Origin of the sequence: Flavobacterium sp. KACC 22758, from assembly GCF_028736135.1 — a bacterium.
Lineage (GTDB): Bacteria > Bacteroidota > Bacteroidia > Flavobacteriales > Flavobacteriaceae > Flavobacterium > Flavobacterium johnsoniae.
Map to the genome: position 1 here is coordinate 51,045 of NZ_CP117878.1, position 20,126 is coordinate 71,170.

Annotated in this window: 19 protein-coding genes; 2 read left to right on the top strand and 17 right to left on the bottom strand. The window is 33.8% G+C overall.

Going from position 1 to position 20,126, the window contains the following annotated elements; translation table 11 throughout:
* Positions 1–62: 62 nt before the first annotated feature.
* A complete protein-coding gene (locus PQ462_RS00260) occupies positions 63–662 on the top strand; it encodes an N-acetylmuramoyl-L-alanine amidase family protein (RefSeq protein ID WP_274251938.1) in 600 nt (199 codons plus the stop codon).
* A 53-nt stretch (positions 663–715) separates the two neighbouring features.
* Here PQ462_RS00260 and dusB read toward each other — a convergent pair whose 3' ends face one another.
* Positions 716–1,708 carry a tRNA dihydrouridine synthase DusB gene (gene dusB / locus PQ462_RS00265; protein ID WP_274251939.1) on the bottom strand — a complete coding sequence of 331 codons (993 nt, stop codon included), beginning with the start codon at positions 1,706–1,708 and terminating at the stop codon, positions 716–718.
* Positions 1,709–1,903: 195 nt separating this feature from the next.
* Between dusB and PQ462_RS00270 the strand changes: the two genes are divergently transcribed.
* Positions 1,904–3,031 (top strand): hypothetical protein, encoded by a 1,128-nt coding sequence (locus PQ462_RS00270; RefSeq protein ID WP_274251940.1) that lies wholly within the window; start codon positions 1,904–1,906, stop codon positions 3,029–3,031.
* Positions 3,032–3,075: 44 nt separating this feature from the next.
* Here the strand turns inward: PQ462_RS00270 and PQ462_RS00275 are convergent, their stop codons facing one another.
* From PQ462_RS00275 to PQ462_RS00350, 16 genes are all read right to left on the bottom strand, one after another.
* Positions 3,076–4,374, bottom strand: coding sequence for a phenylacetate--CoA ligase family protein (locus tag PQ462_RS00275; RefSeq protein WP_274251941.1), 1,299 nt, complete (start codon positions 4,372–4,374; stop codon positions 3,076–3,078).
* Complete coding sequence (locus PQ462_RS00280) at positions 4,371–6,038, bottom strand: C45 family autoproteolytic acyltransferase/hydolase (RefSeq protein WP_274251942.1); 1,668 nt, start codon at positions 6,036–6,038, stop codon at positions 4,371–4,373. Before PQ462_RS00280 ends, PQ462_RS00275 begins: the two co-directional genes overlap by 4 nt.
* 6 nt (positions 6,039–6,044) lie before the next feature.
* A complete protein-coding gene (locus PQ462_RS00285) occupies positions 6,045–7,562 on the bottom strand; it encodes a phytoene desaturase family protein (RefSeq protein ID WP_274251943.1) in 1,518 nt (505 codons plus the stop codon).
* Positions 7,563–11,243 (bottom strand): 1-acyl-sn-glycerol-3-phosphate acyltransferase, encoded by a 3,681-nt coding sequence (locus tag PQ462_RS00290; protein ID WP_274251944.1) that lies wholly within the window; start codon positions 11,241–11,243, stop codon positions 7,563–7,565.
* Between the two features lie 154 nt (positions 11,244–11,397).
* Positions 11,398–12,585: a DUF2062 domain-containing protein gene (locus PQ462_RS00295; protein ID WP_274251945.1), complete on the bottom strand. Its 1,188-nt coding sequence runs from the start codon at positions 12,583–12,585 to the stop codon at positions 11,398–11,400.
* Positions 12,586–12,603: 18 nt separating this feature from the next.
* The gene (locus PQ462_RS00300) at positions 12,604–13,089 is read right to left on the bottom strand and encodes a hypothetical protein (RefSeq protein WP_012023165.1); all 486 of its coding nucleotides are present in this window, start codon (positions 13,087–13,089) and stop codon (positions 12,604–12,606) included.
* Positions 13,090–13,091: 2 nt separating this feature from the next.
* Positions 13,092–13,463 carry a 3-hydroxyacyl-ACP dehydratase gene (locus PQ462_RS00305; RefSeq protein ID WP_012023166.1) on the bottom strand — a complete coding sequence of 124 codons (372 nt, stop codon included), beginning with the start codon at positions 13,461–13,463 and terminating at the stop codon, positions 13,092–13,094.
* A 12-nt stretch (positions 13,464–13,475) separates the two neighbouring features.
* Positions 13,476–14,093: an outer membrane beta-barrel protein gene (locus PQ462_RS00310; protein ID WP_274251946.1), complete on the bottom strand. Its 618-nt coding sequence runs from the start codon at positions 14,091–14,093 to the stop codon at positions 13,476–13,478.
* A complete protein-coding gene (locus tag PQ462_RS00315; protein WP_274251947.1) occupies positions 14,093–14,695 on the bottom strand; it encodes a porin family protein in 603 nt (200 codons plus the stop codon). Before PQ462_RS00315 ends, PQ462_RS00310 begins: the two co-directional genes overlap by 1 nt.
* 37 nt (positions 14,696–14,732) lie before the next feature.
* The gene (locus PQ462_RS00320; protein WP_274251948.1) at positions 14,733–15,368 is read right to left on the bottom strand and encodes a hypothetical protein; all 636 of its coding nucleotides are present in this window, start codon (positions 15,366–15,368) and stop codon (positions 14,733–14,735) included.
* On the bottom strand, positions 15,334–15,960 hold the full coding sequence (locus PQ462_RS00325) for an outer membrane lipoprotein carrier protein LolA (RefSeq protein WP_073408343.1): 627 nt from the start codon (positions 15,958–15,960) through the stop codon (positions 15,334–15,336). Before PQ462_RS00325 ends, PQ462_RS00320 begins: the two co-directional genes overlap by 35 nt.
* Before the next feature lie 102 nt (positions 15,961–16,062).
* Positions 16,063–16,752 carry a polysaccharide deacetylase family protein gene (locus PQ462_RS00330; protein WP_274251949.1) on the bottom strand — a complete coding sequence of 230 codons (690 nt, stop codon included), beginning with the start codon at positions 16,750–16,752 and terminating at the stop codon, positions 16,063–16,065.
* Between the two features lie 92 nt (positions 16,753–16,844).
* Positions 16,845–17,906 carry a beta-ketoacyl synthase N-terminal-like domain-containing protein gene (locus tag PQ462_RS00335; RefSeq protein WP_274251950.1) on the bottom strand — a complete coding sequence of 354 codons (1,062 nt, stop codon included), beginning with the start codon at positions 17,904–17,906 and terminating at the stop codon, positions 16,845–16,847.
* A gap of 1 nt (position 17,907) precedes the next feature.
* Positions 17,908–19,107, bottom strand: a complete 1,200-nt coding sequence (locus PQ462_RS00340) for a beta-ketoacyl-[acyl-carrier-protein] synthase family protein (RefSeq protein ID WP_274251951.1) — start codon at positions 19,105–19,107, stop codon at positions 17,908–17,910.
* Between the two features lie 123 nt (positions 19,108–19,230).
* Positions 19,231–19,488: a phosphopantetheine-binding protein gene (locus PQ462_RS00345; RefSeq protein WP_012023174.1), complete on the bottom strand. Its 258-nt coding sequence runs from the start codon at positions 19,486–19,488 to the stop codon at positions 19,231–19,233.
* Positions 19,489–19,490: 2 nt separating this feature from the next.
* Positions 19,491–20,108 carry a 3-oxoacyl-ACP synthase gene (locus tag PQ462_RS00350; protein ID WP_274251952.1) on the bottom strand — a complete coding sequence of 206 codons (618 nt, stop codon included), beginning with the start codon at positions 20,106–20,108 and terminating at the stop codon, positions 19,491–19,493.
* Positions 20,109–20,126: the final 18 nt, after the last annotated feature.

Here is a 20,126-nt window from a genome sequence, read left to right on the forward strand (position 1 = left end):
TTTCATACAACATTTCTTAATTTTTTCCGTTAAATCTGTTTAACCAAAAAAGAAATAGATTTATGAGAACCAAAATTAAAGTTTTAGCAGTTTTTTGTTTGGCCATATTCGGATTTATGGCTTTTAAACCATTAGATAAAAAAATGGTTATAATTGATGCAGGTCACGGAGGTTATGATGTTGGCGCTGATATAAAAGGCTTTGAAGAAAAAGCAATTACAGAATCAGTCGCGAGTAAAATAAAAGAGTTAAATAAAAATGAGAATGTTGTAATTGTTTTACTTCGTGACGGAGATACAAGTATGGATTTAAAAGAAAGAGTTTTTAGAATAAACAACTTAAAACCTGATTTAGTAATTTCGTTGCATGTAAGTTCTACAGCAAATGAAAAGCCAAATGGAGTAGGAGCTTATATTTCTTCAAAGAAAAAATTTTACGATCACTCAAAAGAAATTGCCGAAAATATAATTAATAAGATAGCAGCAACAGGAAATCTTTCAAAAAGATATGTAAGCGAAGCACCATTTTACATTTTAAAAAATGCAGACTTCCCAATGGTACATTTAGAAATGGGATTTTTATCCAATGAAAAAGATAGAAGTTATATTACGACCGAAAAGGGGCAAACTGAAATTGCAGAGAAAATTTTAGAATCGCTATAAAAGAAAGGCCTTCAAATTTTGAAGGCCTTTTATATTAACAACTAATAAAATTTCTAAACAAATTCATATCCCGCATAAACCTGTTCAATTTCTTTCATGATAGCGAATAAATTTTCAGGTTCATCAGTTGTAACTAATTTTTGTTTGAATTCTTTAAACGAATGGATTCCTTTAAAATAGTTGGTATAATGACGGCGCATTTCTACAATTCCTAAACGCTCGCCTTTCCATTCCATAGACCATTTTAAATGATTTCTGGCAGCTTCAACACGATCAATAACCGTTGGAGCAGGTAAGTGCTCACCTGTTTTAAAATAGTGTTTGATTTCGTTAAAAATCCACGGATAACCAATCGCAGCACGACCAATCATGATACCGTCAATTCCGTATTCGTTTTTATATTGTAATGCTTTTTCAGGACTGTCGATATCACCGTTTCCGAAAATTGGCATTGTAATTCTTGGGTTGTTTTTCACACGTGCAATATGCGACCAGTCTGAGTGGCCTTTGTACATTTGCGCACGTGTTCTGGCGTGAATTGTTAAAGCCTGAACACCAATATCCTGAAGTCTTTCTGCAACTTCATCAATATTAATAGAGCTTTCATCCCAGCCCAAACGAGTTTTTACTGTAACCGGTAAATCAGTTCCTTTAATAACCGCTTTGGTCAAACGAACCATTAAATCTACATCTTTCAAAACTCCGGCTCCGGCACCACGACAGACTACTTTTTTTACCGGACATCCAAAATTGATATCCACTAAATCCGGTTTTACAGTCGAAACGATTTTAGATGACATCTCCATTGCTTCTTCATCGCCGCCAAAAATCTGAATTCCGACAGGACGTTCGTAATCAAAAATATCCAGCTTCATACGGCTTTTTATAGCGTCACGAATCAATCCTTCCGATGAAATAAATTCAGAGTACATCATGTCAGCGCCATGCGTTTTGCATAATCTGCGAAACGGCGGATCGCTCACATCTTCCATCGGTGCGAGTAGTAAAGGAAATTCGGGTAATTCTATGTTGCCAATATTGACCATCTTCATTATTTTTTGCAAAATTACAACATTTCTTCGAATTGACGTGACTTGAGGTGCAAAGGTGCAGAGTGACAATGGTTCATAGGTTTTGTTGTAAAAAATATTTTACAATAATTAAATTTAAAACATAAGATTTATCTGGTAATTATATATATTTGAGTTAATACTAATAAACCCAAAATACCAATAAATCCTATGAAAAAATTAAAATTATTGATGATGTCATGTTTTATTTTGACATTTATCTCTTGTTCTGATGAAAACAATTTAAAAAATGAAAATCTTACAGAAGCAGCTGCAACTTCAAATAATGCAAGCACAAGAAAAACACCAACACAAGAAAATTGTTCTTTTGCTAAAGTACAAGTTGGGCCAGCAGATAATTTATATAACTGCCATGGACTTTCGTTTGTTTTAAGTGAAAAATATATAGAAACAAAAGAAAAAATAGATTTGCCGGGGGACGTTTATACTAGATTTATTCAAAATGAAATTTTTGTAGAAGATAGTAGTAGCAACGCTACAAAAGTAATATATTGGAATAATCTAACGAATTATAAAAATCGTGATTTTATTGGAGTTGACCATTCTGCTATTATTGTAGAAGGCGATAATATTGTATATTCTAAACAAGGAGCTAATCAAGTATTTAAAAACTGTATCAATGATGTTTATTTAGCAGGCACACATTATTATAGAACCTATGCTTTAAATCTTGCTTTAAATCCTTACGAAACGAACCCAACGAGAAAAGTGCCATTTATAATTTCAGCAGCACATGATGCATCTAGTATTTTGGATGTTCAATATTCATGGGATGCAGATCCTGCTGATTATAAATATTTAAGAATGATAGGAAACGGATCTAGCTGCAGTTTTGAATTTAAGGGAGAAGCTCCAAGCAAGGCTTATACTTTTACTTTAAAAGCAAAGCATCAAAGAGGTAAAATAAATGGTACTGCTTTTGAAAAAATCGCTACTAAATCTGTAACGATTAATTTAACTGGTACTCCTGAGCCAATCCCAACAGCCAGTTTTACAGGTTCAACCTATGTAACAAAAACATCAATGGGATCTTGGTCTGCAACGGCTTCCGGAGGAACTGCGCCATATCAATTTACATGGTGGATTAAACGTCAAGAAGAACCAGATTCATTTTACTTACAAATTGCAACAGGCCCGGGGTTATATTTATTGACAAAAACATCAATTAAATCAACTTATTATACCTTATATGTAAGGGTTGTTGATGCTAATGGCCAGTCGTTTTCAACACAGCCAATGGTAGTTCAATCTACAGGTGTATTAGAAGAAGCTTATTAAATAAAAAAAGCCTGGTTTTAAAATCCAGGCTTTTTTTATATCTCTTAAATAGTCGTTTTTCTATAATCAAAAAAACGAATTGGTTTTCGGCTCATTGGGTTAAAAACTAACGGATTTAAGGTTTCTTTTGAAGCGAATTCTATTTTTGGAGTAACTCTTAACTTGGCTCTAAAGTGATCTTTAATTTCCTGTAAAAATTCTGGAGACTGATTTTTTACAGCAATTTTTATTACGATTTCATCAGTGCCTAAATCATTGGTTGAAATTTCGATAATATGATTTTCGATATTGTCGAAGCCGCTCAAAACATCATTCATTGCAGGCGGATACAGCGTTGTTCCTTTATATTTTATCATTTGCTTTTTACGGCCAACAACCGGCCCGACACGTAATGTGTTTCTTCCGCAGGCACAAGGTTCGTTATGAAGCTGTACCATATCGCCGGTTTTAAAACGCAGTAAAGGCATTGCTTCGATTCCTAAAGTTGTAAAAGTAAGCTCGCCCGTTTCGCCGTTTTTTACAGGTAAATTATTTTCGTCCAGAACTTCAACAATAATCAGTTCTGGATGATGATGCCCGCCGTTTCCGTGTTCACATTCCGTAAAAGCTGTACTCATTTCAGTCGAAGCATAAGTTGAAAACAACTTAATATTCCATTTATCCGTGATTTTTTTAGATAAAGTATTCATTGCAAAATCCTGCTCTCGCAATGATTCGCCAATGCAGACCGCACCTTTTATACTTGAATTATTATAATCAATTCCGTGAATTTCGGCATATTCAATTAATTTCAATAAGAAAGAAGGAACCGTAATTAAATACGTTGGATTGTATTTTAAAATCGAATCCCACTGCATTTCCGGAATTCCGGCACCAACACGAATAACGCCCACTTTCAATTTTCTCAACCCCAGAAAATAAGCCAGTCCGGCCATAAACTTTCTGTCAATTGTTGTCATTAACTGTACTACATCGCCTTCAGCAATTCCGGCGCAGGCAAATGAAATCGCTTCGTTGTAAGCCAATCGGTCTAAATCAGAATCCGTTAAACCAAAAGTAACAGGATCACCCAAAGTTCCGGAAGTAGAGGCGTAGTCGATAATTTTATTTTGCGGAACACACAAAAAATCGTCGTTGTATTGTTGTAAATCTTCTTTTGTTGTAACAGGCAGAAACTGTAAATCTTCAAGCGTTTTAATTTTTGAAACATCAATATTCTGTCCCGCAAAAAGTCTTTTATAAAAAGGAGAATTCTTGCTGATATAAGCTAAAAGGTCGGCTAATTTTTTTTCCTGAAAAATTTTAATGTCTTCTAAAGAATCTTTTTCTATTGCTGGAATCATTGTAACTTTCTTTTGATTTTTTTTAAATATTTTTCAATTTGTTCTTTTTCAGGCAGAGTGGTAATTTCTTTGGTCAAAGCTTTTTCAAAATTAAGCTTCGCCTGGCCGAATTCTTTTATTTGGTAAAAGTACAATCCTGCTTTATAATACACAACCCAATAATCAGGGTTTAATGATTGATAATTATGAAGAAACTCTGGCGAAATTGTTTCTTTCTTTTCAAGGAGAGAATCTATTTTATGATTTTCAATTCTAAATTTTTGATAATCACGATAAGCCGTTGTTTCTAAAAAAGGATCTTTTGCAATATTTAAATTTTCTTTTTGAAAAGAAACCACAGAATCATTTTTTCTGTTGCCAAAAACTGCATTTAAATCATAACACACAAATTCGCCTAATTGATACGGATTTGCCGAAACCCAGACTAATTTTTCTTTTGGTTTAAAGATAATTCCGTGATGTGCCATTAACTGATTCAAAGCTTTTTCTGAACCATAACCCAATTCGATATCTTTTAAACCGTTTTTATTTCGAAGAATTTTTGATGCAATTTCAGGATTTACTTTTGGGTTTTGCGACAAAAGTTCCTGCATTCTTTCAAAGCGGTATTCAGAATGGCTGTTTAAAATCTGTTCCTTATTTCGTTTATCGGCTGCAAAAGTTTCACCCTGAAAATGGTTCGAACAAATTAATTGATCGCTGTTTGGAACATCGTAAACGTCCATTTTTGTTGGAGAAACCTCAATCAAAATAGCTTTGTTATCATTGGCACTTCCCACCATAATAGATTCAGAAACAAATACTTTTCTTTTTTTTGCAATGGCGACAGCTTCGTCAATATTCTTGGCGTGTTGTAAAATTTCGCGGGTCAAAATTGAAATTGGTGTTTTCGCAATCAGCGGAATTTTAGATTTCGAAGCGTTAATAGTTACCGTTAAACCTTCCTGATTCATTCCCGAAACCGCGCCCACCATTCCCGGCCAGGTAACCATCATAAACGGATAACCCTCTTTTGGATTTATAAAAGCAGCAATTTTATTTTCCGCGAAAGCGTCATTTACATAAAAATCAAAATTGCGTCCCAGAATTAAACTGCCGTCTTCTGATTTTTCATTCCACGCCGCAAAAGAAGAACAGCCAACTAAAGCCAGATCTTGCAAAGCGTGTCCAATATCGTGCGCGCCATGCAGATATAAACCTCTTTGATATTTTGGTGCTATAGTATTAAATTCATCTGATGTATATTCGGAAACGCCGTAAATTTCGGTTTGATATTCTTCGGGAACATTCAAATACAATTTTCGGTTGTACCATCTTAGAAACTGGCGAAGCAGTTTTTGCTGAAAACTTGACGGAATGAAATCGTTTATTTTAGAGAAGAAAATCTGCTGTTGTTTTTTTAAAAGAGAATCTGTTAAAGCTCCGGTGTTTAAACCAATTTCCAGCGGATCGCCTTCGGCGTATAATTCCCAAAGACCTTGTTTGTTTTTTAAAAGAGAATTTTTTCCGGAAATAAAAACCGAATCTGATTTTTTTACGACAATTGGTTTTTGTGAATTGAAACCTGAAAGATCAGGTTTATGACGCATTGATTTTGATGTGCCGCAAGAAACAAACAGTTGCAAAAAACCGATAAATAAGAAAAATAAAATTCGGTTTTTCATGACCCTCTATTCAGATTCCGTATTAATTTTAGTTAAGAGATATTCTTTCCCAACAATTTCAGAGCAGGTATTTACGGCTCCAATGGTAACACCCAGAACCCCGTGCATGTTAGTACTTTGGCCCGTAAGATACAGATTTTCCAGCTTAGTTTTTACCGGAATCATCGTTTTCATAGGATTATTAGAATCTTTAACATATCCGTACATATTTCCGTTATGTCCGCCAATATAATCACGATACGATAATGGAGTAGAAGTATGAATTGATTTTATGCAATCTCTAATTCCCGGAAATTTAATTTCGATTTCTTCCAAAAATTTAGCTGCTTTTCGGTTTTTGAAATCCTCATAGCTTTCCCCGCGGTCACTTTCTTCGGCAGTTGTGTTAAAAGTATCGGCCCAGGGTTCGACATCTTTGTATTTCATGTAGGTTAAAAAAGTCATTCCTTCTGCCCAGATTTCTTCTTTTTTAGAAGCATTCATGGATGCCATATAACTTTTTGGCCACGAACTTTCATCATATTCCTGAGCTGTCCAGACATCATCACTTTTTTTGAAATGATAAAAATTATGATTGATGTATTTAAAACTTTCCGGTTTAAAAACGATATACAAACTAAAAGCCGAAATGACATCTTCGAGATCCTGAATTCGGTTAAAAAAAGCTTTTCTAAAGTTTTCTGCACCCGCCATTTTTAAAGTTGTTTTAGGTTCAATATTTGAAATAAAAATTGAACCCGAAACTTGTGTTCCGTCTTTTAAATCTACAGAAACTACTTTGTTTTCTTCAACATTAAAACGGGTAACTTCTTTGTACTTATAGAATTCACCACCGTATTTTTTGAGTTGTTTTAAAAGCTGTTTGGTAATCTGGCTGCCGCCGTTTATGCAGCGCCACGAACTTTGAATATAGGAATTAACAGAAAGTGCATGAACATAAAAAGGTGATTTATCCGGAATTCCTGCATACAGAAAATTAGATCCGGCAAGCACCGCTTTTAGTTTTTCATTTTCTGTAAATGCATCAATAGTTTCTTTTGCATTAAGCTCCAGAATTTCAGGATCATATTTTCCTTCCCAGTTTAAATTGTACAGCGGAAAAGCATCGCAGACTGTTTTTAATTTTTCGCAGTAGTTGTAGAGATTTTCTTTTTCTTCCGGAAAGAAAACAGCAAGCTGATTTACGAAATTTTCATACCCCTGTGCATGCGGATATTCGTTTGGATCGTTTTCAAAAGAAATCATATCAAAGCGGTCTTCATCTAATTTTTTTAAATTAAGATGATCGATAATGCTAAGATATTTGAAATATTGATAGAGATTTTGTCCTTTTTCTAAACCTCCGATATAGTGAATCCCAGTATCAAAAATAGTTTTATCGCGAACAAAAGTCTGGAGATTTCCTCCGTATTGATTGTTTTTTTCGAGTACACAAACGCTGTAGCCTTCCTTAGCCAAAATGATAGACGAAACCAAGCCGCCTAAACCACTGCCAACAATTACTACATCGTATTGCTTTTTCATTTACTTTTTGTTTAAAACAATTATTCCGTTTTCTTCTGAAATAATCTCAAAACCAGCATTAAGCAGCTGTGTTTTTAAACTGGAACAATTTACTAAAATAACAGACGAAATAGCTGCAACGGCTTTTTCAATTACATCGACATAACTTTCATCGGAAATTAAAAGTACTTCGTGATGATTTTCAAATGCAGATTCTAATTGATCTACATAAAATATTTTTCTCTTTTTGAGGAAATAATTTGTTTTGGCAACCGATAATTTTTCTTCGTCATTGATAAAAGAAACTATTTTTCGCTGCGGTTCCTGAAGTGTCAATAAAACATCCAATTGCCCGTAATCACTGCCAAGATGTAAAATTTTAGCTTTTGAATTTAGGTGTTTATTTAAGTTGTAATAGATTTCTAAATTCTGTTTCAGATCTTTTTTTACACTGTCGCCAATTTCAATTTCTTTGTAATCGTAACTATTGACCACCATTTTTTTGAAATAATCCGGACTTTCAAGTTCTTGTCTTATTCTGCGAAATTCCGCTTTAAAGAAAGTGCTTATTTGTTTCGTTCTTTCGGCATAATTATTTCCAAAAGAAAGATTATCAGGTGCAATTCTTTCTAAGATCGAAACGGTAAGAGCGCTTTTGTGAATTACAAAATCGCCTTTTGGAATGGCCTCTGAGGCACCGTGAATAACGACAGGAATAATATCCAGATTGAATTCTTCGGCTAAAAAGAAAGCACCTTTATGGAATCTTTTAATAACATTGTTTTCTGAACGAGTGCCTTCCGGAAAAACCATTAAAGAATAGCCTTCGTCTACTTTTTTGCGTAAATGTTCTACACCGCCTTCTAAACCTTCAGAAACGGGATAAAATCCTGCTTTTCTAACAATACCGCCAAAAATAGGAGAGTTATAAACCCAGTCGCTTACCAAAAAGATAATTTTTGGACTCAGCATTCCCATTGCTAAAATATCAACAAAAGAAGAATGATTGGCAATGATAACTGCTGGTTTTTCGAAAGTTTCGTTATAATTATTAATGACTTTTTTGCGAATAAACGGATTCGAATACAATACTGATTTCATTAATTTTGAAACCACATATCTAAATCCTTTCATTTTTGTTTTGGCGCTCAGCGGTATAATCGGCATAAGCGTAAAACTGAAAACCGACATCACAAAACCGCCTAAACCATAATAGGTAAACGAAATTACACCATGAATAAACGTGCGGAGTTTAAATGGCGGATTTCCTTTTTTAGGACGATTCGATAAAAAGACTTTAAAGAGAATCGGGTAAAAAATAAAGGTGATAATTAACGCGGCAAAAACTCCAATTAAGGAAACAGACGAAATAGATCGCAATGCCGGATGTTTGGCAAAAATCATGGCGCCAATTCCTAAAATGGTCGTAATTACTGCCAGAATAATTGAAGTTCTGTAAATCGCGATTTCATTTTTCCCGTTGGTATATTCCTTTTGCAATGCGCTTGTCATGAAGATGCTGAAATCAACTCCGTGACCAAAAATTAAAGTACAGACAATCATGCTGAAAATATTCATTTGAATGCCAAAAATGCCCATAATTCCTGCCGTTACAATTCCAGTTAAAGCAATAGGAATACAGCTGATGATAACTAATTCGATCCTTCTGAAAAAGAAAAACAGAATTAAAATTACGGCAACAAAAGAATAATTTACAAGCGAATTAAAATCGGTTTTCAGAGTACTGAAAAAAGTTTCATTCATCTGCTGGCGGTCGATTGCAATAATATTTTCTTTGGCGGAAGCCGATTTTACAAAATGATCACGCTGTTCCGGCGTAACTTTTACTAAAGTAGAAATCGTATAAAAACCATTTTTTTCGGTTACAAATTCTTTCAGCTGCAATGCCTGAACTTTTAAATAATCTTCAGTCGAAATAGGTTTAAAATCAAAATCTAAATGCTCAAAAAATAAAGAATACGTGCTGGGCTTAAATCCTAGTTTTGAACCTTCGGCAATTAATCCGGCTTTTAAAATTTGTTTTTTATCTGAACTCCAGAATGAATTCCATTTCTGTATTTTTTGCTCTTGTTCTTTCTGCGAAAGCACAATACCGCCAACTGAACTGAAATTCAAGATTTTGTTTTGTTGTTTTTCTTTTGATAAATCCTTAAAAAGCCTGCTGTTGTTTTGAAGCACTTCTTCCATGCTTTTTCCATACGACGCGACATAAATGGTTTTAGAAGTTAGGCTGGTGCTTTCTTCCAATTGCTTTTCGGCCGCTTTAATATCTTTTGGAACAAAATTTAACTGCGACAAATCGTTGTTGAAACCTACATCATTATAAGTAAAACAGCAGATAATCGTAATGATAACACAAAACCCAATTAAGAATTTATTATTGTGAAATGAAAAATGAGCCAGTTTATCGATTGCATTTTTTTTGTGTTCGAAATTGTTTTCTTTTGGTTTGTATAAATGCGGAACAATCAAAAGCGAAAAAATTCCGGTTGCCATAACAATAACAGCAGCGAAAATTCCGAGATCGTTCAATGCATCCGATTTTACAAAAAGCAGACATAAAAATGCAACGGCAGTAGTAGAACTGCTCATAATTACCGGCATTGTAATGTCTTTGTACAACGTTTTAATGTCGCTGTTGTGTTTGTAATGCGTAAGAATGTGAAGCGAATAATCGATAGTGATTCCTAATAAGATAGAACCAATTCCGAGTGAAATGGCAGAGATTTGTTCTTTAACGAAATATAAAAATGCTACGGCAAATAAAGCTCCGAAAACCGTTGGAAGAAAAATAATTAACGGAATAAATATTTTTCGGTAAAACAAAATCAAAATCAACATTAAGGTAAACATCGCGATTGAAGTTGTCAATACAATATCACTTTTAATTTGTTTTGCATTGGCAGCAGCAATTAAGGCAGACCCAAAATAACTTACCGAAGTTTTGCCTTTAAACTGGGTATTTAAATTTTCCTGAATCGATTTTAGCTTTTCGGCAAAAATGCTGTTTTTTTCGGTTTCGCTCGATGAAATATCTGAAGTTATAAAAAGCAGTAATTTCTTTTTATCCTTTGTCATTACAAAACCATTGTCGAGCGTAAAATCGTCGCCAATATTTAATTGCTGTAATTTTTTTAACGCAATAAAAGAAATCCCAAGCGGATCCTGTAGAATAAAATCTTTTGTAATAAATCCGGATGGAGAAATAATCGATTTATAATTTCCCTGAACCGTTGCGGCGATACTGTCTTTTTGAAGTTTTTCCTGAATTAAGGCATAATCTTTATCATCCAGAAAAAGTGGCAGATTGTTGTAGACAAAATCAATAGTTTCCTGAATATTTTCTTCGTCGATTTTTCCCTGAATTCCTGAAATGTATGGTTTGCAGGATTTAGAAACGCTGTCTGAAAAAACAGAAGCCATTTCTTTTAAATCTTCTGCAGAACCGTTTTTTTCGAGTTTGAAAATTACAGTGGTTTTATCGGCAAAATTTAATTGTTTTAAAACTTTTGCAGTTGCGTCGGCTTTATCATTTGTTGGAATAAGTTTGGTAATGTCTTCTTCAAACTTAATCTGCGAAGCGAAAAAGCCAAATACCAAAAGCATCAAAACAGCCAGAAAAACCGAAAGTGATTTTCTTCGATTTACAAATAAATGAATGGCGTAGAAATATTGATGCATGGTTATTTATTATTGTTTTTTTGCCACAGATTAAAAGATTAGCTTTAGTTTGTCACCCTGAGCGAAGTCGAAGGGCGTTCCAATTGGATGTGGGCTTCGACTTCGCTCAGCCTGACAAACTGGATGTAAAAATCCTTTAATCAGTGGCAAAACCTTATTTACTATTCGTTTTATTTTTAGAACTAAAAGTGGTTAAAAGCAAATAACTTATTACTCCGGCTGATAGTGCTAAAACGGTTGCTAAAATAAGACTTCCAACGATATATTGGGCAGCATTTTTTTGAATATCGTCGAGTGTGGCCGAACTGTCTAAAATTAACGGCGCATCACTGGATACAAAAAGGCTCCCGGTTTTTAAAGAACCGTAAATTATAAGCGGTATAAAGGGAGGGAAACTAACATTTGACGACAAAAAAGCAATGATTTTATTGAGCCTGAATAAAGCAGCGAAAGTAAAAAGCAGGATAGTTTGAAATCCCCAAAAAGGCGAAATCCCGATAAAAATTCCCAAAGCAATCGCAGCCGATTTTTTGAAATTAGAATCATTGCTTTCTAAAATATCTTCAAGGAAGAATTTTTTAAAACCTTTTTTTTTTGCCCGCCTAAAAAAATCGCGAGGTTTGATGTACAATAAAGCATTGGTTACCAAAACGGTATTTAAAATACTGATTCGGGTAAAATCCCTAAAAGGACGGAAATGTGAAACACGTTCAGCCGGATCGTACAAAATTTGAATCGGAATATTTTTTACAACAATTCCTTTCCAGGCAGAACGAACTATGACTTCGATTTCAAACTCAAATTTATTGGTGTGAAATCGTTTTGGGATTAATTTTAAGGGATATAATCTAAAACCTGATTGTGTATCTTCGAGAACAATTCCGGTTTCAAACTTGAACCAGAAATTCGAAAATTTGTTTCCAAAACTGCTTTTCTTAGGAACATTTTCCTGAGTCATGTTTCGGCTTCCAATTAAAAGCGAATTTGGTTCTTTTTGAATTTCTTCAATAAAAATGGGAATATCAGAAGCAAAATGCTGACCGTCAGAATCTATCGTAATGGCGTATTCGAAATTTAATTCAATTGCTTTTCTAAAACCATTTCGCAGCGCTCTTCCTTTTCCTAAGTTTTTAGGATGGTGAATTTGAGTCAGCTGCGAATATTGTTTTAAAATCTCGCTGGTTTCGTCTGTAGAACCATCGTTTACGATAATGACATTTGAAGTGAAATCTAAAATAGAATCCAGTACTCTTTTTAATGTTTTCTGGTTATTGTAAGTTGGAACAATAACACAAAAAGAAGTTGAATCGAGCAATTCCTGCTTTGATATAATAGGTTTCATTGAGAATTTTTCATGAGCTTATTTTACAAACTGCTTCTCTTTTTCAGAGAAACTTTTAGATTGTAAAACAAAATCTTTTAGATATTCTTTTAAAGCACCACTTTGCGATGGATAATAAGTAGTGATGAATTTTTTATCTTCTTTAATATTTTTTTTGTAACCCGTAATAGCCGGAACATCTTCCTGAATACTCAGTCTGATCATTCGCATTTCAATATTACTCGGATCACTTTTAATGGTTGCTTCGAGAAGTTTCGCGCCTTCTTTAAAGCGTGAAATTTTACTTCCCATTATGCTTTCAAATTTAGAATCTACTAAGATTGAAGCGGCTTTGTAAGCCACTAAAATTTTCTCATCGTTGTTAGAAACGCTGGAAAGTTTTTCTGTAAATTCTTTAGCGTTAGCTTCTGATTTTGCAACATCAGGGTAGATTTTTCGGATAGAAGCCAAATCTGGTGTATTGGCAAAATTTATCCATAGAAGTAGTGATACTAGTAATTTCATAATTATAATTTTTTATACGTATTGCTTAATTTAAGCGCTACGGTGTCGTTAAAATATGTGGTGTTTTTCACCTTTACCAAATCATCTTCTGTGGTTGTAATGTCAAGTTCTAAACGAAGTTCTGGATTCGTTTCCGGATTAATTAATGCCATGAATTTTACATTCGAAAGCGTTTGTATCATCAATGAACTTTGAGTAATAGACTCTGTAAGTTCTTTAATAATCTGAATCATGCAAACACCCGGCATAATTGGGTTTCCAGGAAAATGACCTTTAAAAACCTCATGATTGGCATTAACTAATATACGAATATTAAATTTAGTATCGCCAGTTTTTTCTTGTGAAAGTACTTTGTAAAAGTCTTTTAAAACCATAATTTTATTTTTTTATTTCGTATCAAAAGAGTACGAAACACCTATTTGAAAATTGATATTTGTATTATAATCACCAAATAAATAGTGATTATTAGAATCGTTTGTATAGTAATCGCTGTCCAGAATATCCAGAAAACCTTTTTTAAATCGAACATCAAAAGCAAGACCCGACGGCATTCGATAACCAAGACCTAAGTTAAAAGCAAAGTCATTATAATTTTTTCTTCGAACTAAATTGTCAGTTAAGCGAACATCTAAAGAAGGACCAAATAGAACCTGAAAACCCTGCCCGAATGTAAATTTATTTATCATCGAAAGCGATAAATAATCCAGTCTTAAATCCTGATACGCTGCTTTATTTGTTTCTGAAACAGGGTCATAATAATTTCGTGCAACATTATTAGATCCTTGTTTAACGTAAGTTATTTCGGGTTGTAACGCATATTTTTTAGTTAGGTTTATTTCACCAAAACCGCCAAAATAAAAATCAGGCCTGTAATCGGCGTGCATTTCTGAAATTGTAGAAAGGCTTAAACCACCTCTTAAACCAGGCTTAAAAGTTACTTGAGCTTGTATGTTTACGATTGCAAAAAAAAGGAATACGGCAATCGCTGCTTTCTTTTTATACATTATTTTACTTTAAAAGTGTAGCTGATACCAATTTGAAAAACCTGATTTAATATAACATCATTATAGTAATAATTATCATCATTATTAATTCCGTCATAACCATAAATGTCTATCAATCCTTGTTTGATTCTGGCCTCAAATGTTAATCCGTTTGGAAGCGTATAACCAACACCTCCAACAATAGCAAGATCAAAATTTTCAGGACTGCTGTTTATATAATTGTCATCAATTTTGAAATCTAATGACGGACCGCCTAAAATGTGAAAACCTTTTCCGCCAATATTAAATTTTGCAACCGCACCAACCGTTAAGTAGTTTAATTCATAATTTACATAACGATAATTATAGCCGTTTCCAAAATATTCTCTTCCTTCATCACCTTGTCTTGAATACGTTAACTCAGGCTGTAACGAAAAATATTTGTTAAATTTAATGTTTACCAATCCACCAACATAGAAATCTGTTTTAGATCTATTATCATCAATATTGGTTAATGTTGATACATTTAATCCTCCTCTTAAACCCGGACTAACTTTTACCTGGGCTTGTGATTTTACAAGACCGATAAATAAAACGAATGCAATTAAGGTTATTTTTTTCATTTTTTGATTAGTTTAATTTTATGGTTAGTTTAATATTCTACTCAGACTTGAAATAATTCAATTCAATTTTAAGCTTAATATTTTGATGGATAATCTGAATCTTCTCAGCAAAAATATTGTTTTCTGAATTGAAATACAGCGTAAATTTTTCTTTTGTTTTAGATGAATGAACGATCTTCTCTAATTTCTGATCTTTTTTGGAGATAAAAATATAATTGTTTCGTTTACCGTCTGCCGATTTATAAATGTCTGCCGATTCGTTTTCAAACTGTTCCTGAATCAAATATTCTTTTTTTAGAAGAAGACGAAAATCTTCTTTTAAAGTATTAATCAATATTTTTCGGTCTAATTCTGAAACAATAGAATTGACTTTAAAATCGGTGTCAGAGATTTCAAAATCCATTAATTTGTTTCCGAATTCAGTTGTAAAAACGATTCGGTGCGTGGTGTCGTTTATTTTTTTGGCAATAAAAATTCCTGATAATTCATTTCCGTAAACGCTTATGTTGGTTTTATAAACATAATCGGTTTTTGAATCTGAAAAATACGGAACGGCATAAGACGTTTTGTCTAATTTTTTTGGCGTATAGTTTTTTGTGACCGAGCCGCAAGAAACCAAAACGATTGCCAGAAAGCAATTAATTAGTAAAAACTGAATCGTCGATTTTTGCATTGATTACTTTATTTTTAAGTACAATTCTGGTATAATCTTCAGATGATTCTAATAATTTTACCTGAACCACAGTTGCTTCTTCCTTGTCAAAAGTCAGTTCAATTTGTTTAATGTATTTTTTAAGCGTCGCATCTTTCGGAATAAATTTCGCCAGATTCTGACCTTTCAATTTAAAATACGAAATGGTAAATTCTTTGTCGTCAAACATATTACCGCTCACGCTTCCTACGATTAATTTATTGATTCGGGCAAAAATTTTACTGTCGCCCATATCAACTGCACTTTTCTTTCCTTCGTCGTTAATCAGGATTTTTCCGTTTTTAAAAGTAATACTGTAATTGTATGGTTTTTTATACTGCCATTGCAAAAGCGAAGGTTCTTTAAAAACCATTTTTCCCGAAGTTTCAATATCTTTTGATAAAAAATCCAAATGTTTGTACTGAACAAAATCAGTACTTAAGGTTTTGATTTTTTTAGATACAACATTTACGTCTTCTTTAAATTGTGCTATTTCGGCAGCAGTCATTTTTTGTTCCTGAGCGAACAAATTGCCTGAAATAAATAGAATTAGTAGTGCTATTTTAGTTTTCATGTTTTGTTTAAAATTGTGCTTTATTTTTTTGCCGGAGATTAAATGATTTACACAGATTAAATAAAATCCGTTTTTATCCGCGTCTTCGCTAGCGAATCCGTTTCATCCGCGTTCAATTTGATAAGCATTAAGATTCAAAAGTTCTTCGATCGAAACTACCTGATAATTATTTTGCTGTAAAAATTGCAAAAACTGTTCCAAGACCAAAACAGAGTGCTCGCCTGTATCATGCAAAAGTACAATTCCGCCGGGAGAAACTCGTTTTGTAATTCGTTTTAAAATTAATTCCTGGTTTTTGGTCCCGCCATCAAGAGAACGAATATTCCAGCCAATTGTTTTATGTCCGGTTAATTTTAAAGCTCTTCGAATAGAAGGCGTCGTAACTCCGTAAGGCGGACGAAAAAAGTTTATTTTTTTTGAAGTGAGTTTTTCCAGAAGGGCATCGGTTTTTTCGATTTCTTCTTGTATTTGTCCGGTATTGTAAAAATCAAAAAACTTGGAATGACTGTATGAATGATTTCCAACCAAATGACCTTGAGCAATAATTTGTTCTACGATTTCAGGATGCTTTTCAATATTTTTTCCAATGCAGAAAAAAGCCGCTTTGGCATTGTATTTTTTTAGAAGTTCTAAAACCTCTAAAGTAAATTCACTTGGGCCGTCATCAAAAGTCAGCGCAATTTTTTTCTCTTTTTCTAGTGGATTATTACAAAACGCTTTTACATGATAATTAGACGAAATTCTCGAAGAACCAAAAGCGTTTATTCCAATCCAAAGAAAAATTACAGCCAAAAAACACCATACATGTATTGCGATATAAAGATTCAGGAGAAACAGTAAAAGCAATAAAAGGATAAAAAATATCGAGATGTTTTTATGCGTTATCATTTTGACAGTAACGTAAAACTATGATTTTTGCCGCTTAATTGATTGTACAATAAAATGGTTTTGTAAGCTGGTTTTACAGCCTGATTTACTTTTATGATTTCAGGAACTTCCTGGGTTTTTAAAATTTTTGCAGCCATCCAAAAAGCAAAAGCCGAAGCTGTATCATATTCGCCGCTCAAATGTTTGTAATACAAAACAGGAGTTTGTGAGAAAGCATTTTCGGCCAGATTTCTATAATAATTTTCAAAATCTGCATTTCCGTCAAAACCTAAAACCAAAGCATCAATATCTGAAATTTCTAAGTTATTAGATTTTAGAAAAGATTTGATTTCAGTTTCAACTTCATTTGCTTCCAGCGTATTTACAATAGCAACATCTAGAAGTTCAGCATAGGTATTGTCTTTTCTTTCATTTTCTAAAACAAAAAAACTGGCACCTTCACCATAAACGGCACCGCTTGTTTTAGAAGTTAAAACGTCATAAGGAGCCGAATTATCAGCTTTAATTCGTCCGTTTAATTTGAAAAGTGCAGTAGTATAATCACCGTTTTCATCAACACCGCCAACTAAAATTGAATTGGCTTCGTCTTCTTCGATCTGCATTTTAGCATCTAAAAGTGCCGATTCAAAAGAAACTGCACCGTTTACATACGTAAAATTATAACCTTTACATTGCTGTAAAAGTGCAATCTGCGCACCAACTGTATTATGAGTCGATTGGATGAAAGAAGTAGGAGTAAGGAACTCTTCTTTATTATCTAAAATACTTTTCAGGAATTTTTCAGAATCTTCGATGCAGCCTAAACCGGTTCCGGTAATAATGGCATCGACTTTTTCGACATTAGCATCTTTCATGGCTAAGGCCGAAGCTACAATTCCGTTTTTTACACCTTTTGCCATTCTTCGGCTTGCAGCCGGAGAAATATATTCTTTGTATGCCGGCGAAACAATTGCCAGTACATTTTCATCGTGATTAACATTGGCCTCTTCTAAAAAAACAGTATCAAATGTTTTTTGAGTCGAAATACAGCCTACTCCATTTATATATGTTTTTTTCATTTTAGCTTTTTGAAAATATAAGTGTTGAACAGTTTCCTCCGAATCCGAAAGAATTAGATAAAACGTGTTCGATATTTTTATTTATTAAAGAAGTCTGTGGTGTCAAGTCGAATTCTTCCATCTGCGTTTCGAAATTCAAATTCGGATAAACAACATTATTCTGAATTGCCAAAACGCTGTAAACCGCTTCAATTGCCGCTGCAGCTGCTAAAGTATGACCTGTAAACGGTTTGGTAGAACTAAAATCCGGAACTTTTTCTTCTTCGTAGATGCGGCGTAAAGCTCTTCCTTCGGATAAATCGTTATTTGGCGTTGCAGTCCCGTGAACGTTGATGTAGTCAATTTCAGAAGGTTTTAAACCCGAAACTTCAAAAGCTTTTTTCATCGCCAGAAAAGCACCGTCTCCATTTTCAGAAGAAGCTGTCTGGTGAAAAGCGTCATTGGCATTTCCATAACCTGAAACTCTTGCCAATACTTTTTTATTTTGCTTCTCGACAATTTCATCCGATTCTAAAACTAAAAAAGCGGCAGCTTCTCCAAGATTTAATCCCTTTCTGTTATTGTCAAAAGGTTTGTTGTAATCGTCAGATAAAATCATCAAAGTCTTAAATCCGTTTATGGTAAATTTTGACAAAGCATCGGCTCCGCCTACAATTACGCGATCCAGTTTTCCGGTTTTGATTAATCTCGCACCCAGCATAATCGAATTGGCTGCAGACGAACAAGCGGTACTGATTGTCGAGACCATTCCTTTTAAACCCAGTTCTTCGGCAATCTTTTCAGCAACATCGCCGCCGTCGTGACAGGTAATATATTTAACCAATTCTGGTTTTTCGAAATAATCGTAATAATGTTTCTCTGTCATGTCCATTCCGCCTACACTAGTAGCCGAAATAAGTCCGGTTCTAAATTCGTTGATAGAGGTAATGCCGGCATTTTCAACAGCTTGTTTTGCTGCCAAAGTACCAATCATAGCGGTTCTCGAAAAATTATTATCGCTGTTTAATTCCAGTTCGCTGATCAGTTCATCGTTGTTTTTTTTAATTTCCCCCACTTTAATAACATCTGCATGAACTGTAGAAATATTGGAGATACGGGAAATCCCGATTTTATTTTCGATTAATGAATGGTAATTTTCCTCAACCGAATTCCCGATTGCGGAGATAATTCCCATTCCCGTTATTGCAACACCTTTACTCATTAATTTTAGAGTTTTGATTTTTGATTTTAGATTGCACGACTTTGTCAAAATCTCAAACTTTGACAAAGCTTTTTACATCATCTGAGAAAACCTGTTTAATTAGTATAATCCGCGGGCAAAAAACTACTTCGTTCTGTTAGCGCTGATGTAAGCCGCCATAGTTTCGATAGACTGGAAAATTGTTTTTCCTTCTTTCGGATCTACTAATTTAATTCCGTAATCTTTATCTAAAATCACGATCAATTCAAGTGCATCAATCGAGTCTAAACCTAAACCATCTCCAAACAAAGGATCATTATCAGCAATGTCTTCAATTGTTATATCTTCAAGGTTTAGAGTTGTGATAATTTTGTTTTTCAATTCTTCTTTTAATGCTTCCATGATTATTTATTATATAATGTATTGATAGTTTCGTTTGTATATTTTGTGTTTTCTTCTTTGCTTATAGTGCAGAGAAAAGCTTTATAATTGTCATTAAAAAATTCTACCCAGCCGCACAAAACGATATCTGCTTTATTCGTATTCAAAAGAATATTAGAATAATTTGACATAAATTCGGTATTAAAGGTGTCAAATATAAAGAAAGAATTTTCACTTTTCAGCTGATGACGGATACTTATTTCGCCCAGACAGATATTTGGCAGCGTATAAACAAAAACAGCCGGACTTGGAAAATAGTTTTCTTTGTCTGAAATTGATTCCTGATATTTGACATCAGTATCTAAACTCGACGATTTATTAGCCAAAACCAAAGCAATATTATTCTCTTCTTCTGCAGAAGTTATCGGGCTCAAAAGCAATTCTGATCCTAAAAAAGCCAGTTTGCTCAAAGCATCCATTTTGAAAAACTTTGGATACTGCATTTCAAAACTACGATACGCTTGTTTAGAGAAATCAGCAAAATCTGTTGGTTCAGTTTTGAATACAGAAGTTCCGTTCCAAACAATTTCGTTGTTTTGGATGGTGATGTAGGATTGTATGTTGGTTTTATTTTGAGTCATTTAATTAAGTAATGAAAA

Coding starts and splice junctions, on each gene's coding strand:
- PQ462_RS00280 (WP_274251942.1), bottom strand. CDS start 6,038: ATGAAAAACCGAATTTTATTTTTCTTATTTATCGGTTTTTTGCAACTG.
- PQ462_RS00290 (WP_274251944.1), bottom strand. CDS start 11,243: ATGCATCAATATTTCTACGCCATTCATTTATTTGTAAATCGAAGAAAA.
- PQ462_RS00260 (WP_274251938.1), top strand. CDS start 63: ATGAGAACCAAAATTAAAGTTTTAGCAGTTTTTTGTTTGGCCATATTC.
- PQ462_RS00350 (WP_274251952.1), bottom strand. CDS start 20,108: ATGACTCAAAATAAAACCAACATACAATCCTACATCACCATCCAAAAC.
- dusB (WP_274251939.1), bottom strand. CDS start 1,708: ATGGTCAATATTGGCAACATAGAATTACCCGAATTTCCTTTACTACTC.
- PQ462_RS00320 (WP_274251948.1), bottom strand. CDS start 15,368: ATGCAAAAATCGACGATTCAGTTTTTACTAATTAATTGCTTTCTGGCA.
- PQ462_RS00340 (WP_274251951.1), bottom strand. CDS start 19,107: ATGAGTAAAGGTGTTGCAATAACGGGAATGGGAATTATCTCCGCAATC.
- PQ462_RS00305 (WP_012023166.1), bottom strand. CDS start 13,463: ATGGTTTTAAAAGACTTTTACAAAGTACTTTCACAAGAAAAAACTGGC.
- PQ462_RS00300 (WP_012023165.1), bottom strand. CDS start 13,089: ATGAAATTACTAGTATCACTACTTCTATGGATAAATTTTGCCAATACA.
- PQ462_RS00345 (WP_012023174.1), bottom strand. CDS start 19,488: ATGGAAGCATTAAAAGAAGAATTGAAAAACAAAATTATCACAACTCTA.
- PQ462_RS00310 (WP_274251946.1), bottom strand. CDS start 14,093: ATGTATAAAAAGAAAGCAGCGATTGCCGTATTCCTTTTTTTTGCAATC.
- PQ462_RS00270 (WP_274251940.1), top strand. CDS start 1,904: ATGAAAAAATTAAAATTATTGATGATGTCATGTTTTATTTTGACATTT.
- PQ462_RS00335 (WP_274251950.1), bottom strand. CDS start 17,906: ATGAAAAAAACATATATAAATGGAGTAGGCTGTATTTCGACTCAAAAA.
- PQ462_RS00275 (WP_274251941.1), bottom strand. CDS start 4,374: ATGATTCCAGCAATAGAAAAAGATTCTTTAGAAGACATTAAAATTTTT.
- PQ462_RS00295 (WP_274251945.1), bottom strand. CDS start 12,585: ATGAAACCTATTATATCAAAGCAGGAATTGCTCGATTCAACTTCTTTT.
- PQ462_RS00325 (WP_073408343.1), bottom strand. CDS start 15,960: ATGAAAACTAAAATAGCACTACTAATTCTATTTATTTCAGGCAATTTG.
- PQ462_RS00285 (WP_274251943.1), bottom strand. CDS start 7,562: ATGAAAAAGCAATACGATGTAGTAATTGTTGGCAGTGGTTTAGGCGGC.
- PQ462_RS00315 (WP_274251947.1), bottom strand. CDS start 14,695: ATGAAAAAAATAACCTTAATTGCATTCGTTTTATTTATCGGTCTTGTA.